General features: G+C 60.3%; 2 protein-coding genes. Both read left to right on the top strand.

Annotated features, from left to right (window positions below):
- The first annotated feature begins 42 nt into the window (after nt 1–42).
- Nucleotides 43–705, top strand: coding sequence for an RraA family protein (locus tag N5D53_RS27545; protein ID WP_279841136.1), 663 nt, complete (start codon nt 43–45; stop codon nt 703–705).
- 1 nt (nt 706) lies between these two features.
- The coding region (locus tag N5D53_RS27550) for an RraA family protein (RefSeq protein WP_279841135.1) at nt 707–1,342 on the top strand (636 nt) is incomplete at its 3' end.

Genomic DNA, 1,342 nt, shown 5'->3' on the forward strand with positions numbered 1-1,342 from the left:
AGCGCCGATACTCAAGCCTCACCTATAAGAGGCCTGCAACAGATGAGCTTGAAAGCCCCGCTTGAACGCCTGGCTGCGCTCGATACCAACACAGTGTCGGACGCTCTGGACTTCCTCGAACTGCCTGGCGCCACTAATGGCCTGATGCCGCTCTGGAACTGCCCCAAAATCGTCGGCCGAGCCAGCACCGTGCAGTTGGGGCCAAAGCAGGACGTGGCGCCCACCGTTCACCTGATTACCCCGGTCGTAGAGCATGTCACCACCGATGACCGAGTGCTGGTGATCGCCGGTGGTGTCGACGGTATTTCCAGCTGGGGCGACATACTCGCCAACGCAGCCCAGCGCAAAGGCATCCGTGGGTCGATCATCGATGGCTTCAGCCGCGACATCCGCGGCAGCGCCGATATCGGTTACCCGGTCTTCGGTCGCGGCGTGACCATGATCAGCGCGCGCAACAGGCTCATCCAGATCGATGCAGCCGTCAAAGTTCGCATGGCTGGTGTTGAAGTTGATGAGGGCGACTATGTGATCGCCGACGAATGCGGCACGGTTTTCGTTCCGGCCAATGCCATCGAGAAAGTGCTTGATCTGGCCGAGCGTATTGACCGCCGCCAAGCCGGCATGGTCGACGCTGTCCGCGCCGGTCGCTCGGTCGAAGAAGTCATGCACGACACGCAATTCGAAGCCATCAAGGTGGAGCACTGATATGAGCCTTTCTGATAAAGACCTGGTTGCCTTGTTCGAAGGCTTGGATACCCCGGGTGTGTCCGACGCGATGGATAAACTGGGCCTTCCAGGCCAGGCCTTTGGTATCGCGCCACTGGCCAACTACAGCCAGGTCGTGGTCGGCCCTGCCTTCACTGTTCAGTACGTCAGTGCCAGTACACCGCCCGGCACTGTCGGTGACTTCATTGATGAAGTAGCACCAGGCGATGTGGTGGTCATCGCCAATGACGGCCGTACCGATTGCACGGTGTGGGGCGACATCATGACCCAGTACGCACTGGCCCGTGGTATTGCCGGCACGGTTATTGACGGAGTCTGCCGCGATGTGAACAAGGCGCTGGGCGAGGGCTACCCGCTGTTCAGCAAAGGCCGTTTCATGCGTACCGGAAAGGACCGCGTGGAAGTCGCGGCTGTAAACCAGCCGGTGTCGGTTGGCCAAGCTCGAGTTTGCGCCCGCGACATCGTTGTCGCTGACGCCAATGGTGTCGTCATCGTCCCGCGTAATCGTGCTCAGGAGGTCGCTGAAACGGCACGTCGTATCGAACATGTCGAAGCGCAGATCCGCGAACAGATCGCCACTGGCAAGAGCCTCAAAGAAGCTCGTGCCGCCCTCGGA

Source organism: Pseudomonas sp. GD03862, from assembly GCF_029840855.1.
In the GTDB taxonomy this organism is placed as follows: Bacteria; Pseudomonadota; Gammaproteobacteria; order Pseudomonadales; family Pseudomonadaceae; genus Aquipseudomonas; species Aquipseudomonas alloputida.

Coding starts and splice junctions, on each gene's coding strand:
- N5D53_RS27545 (WP_279841136.1), top strand. CDS start 43: ATGAGCTTGAAAGCCCCGCTTGAACGCCTGGCTGCGCTCGATACCAAC.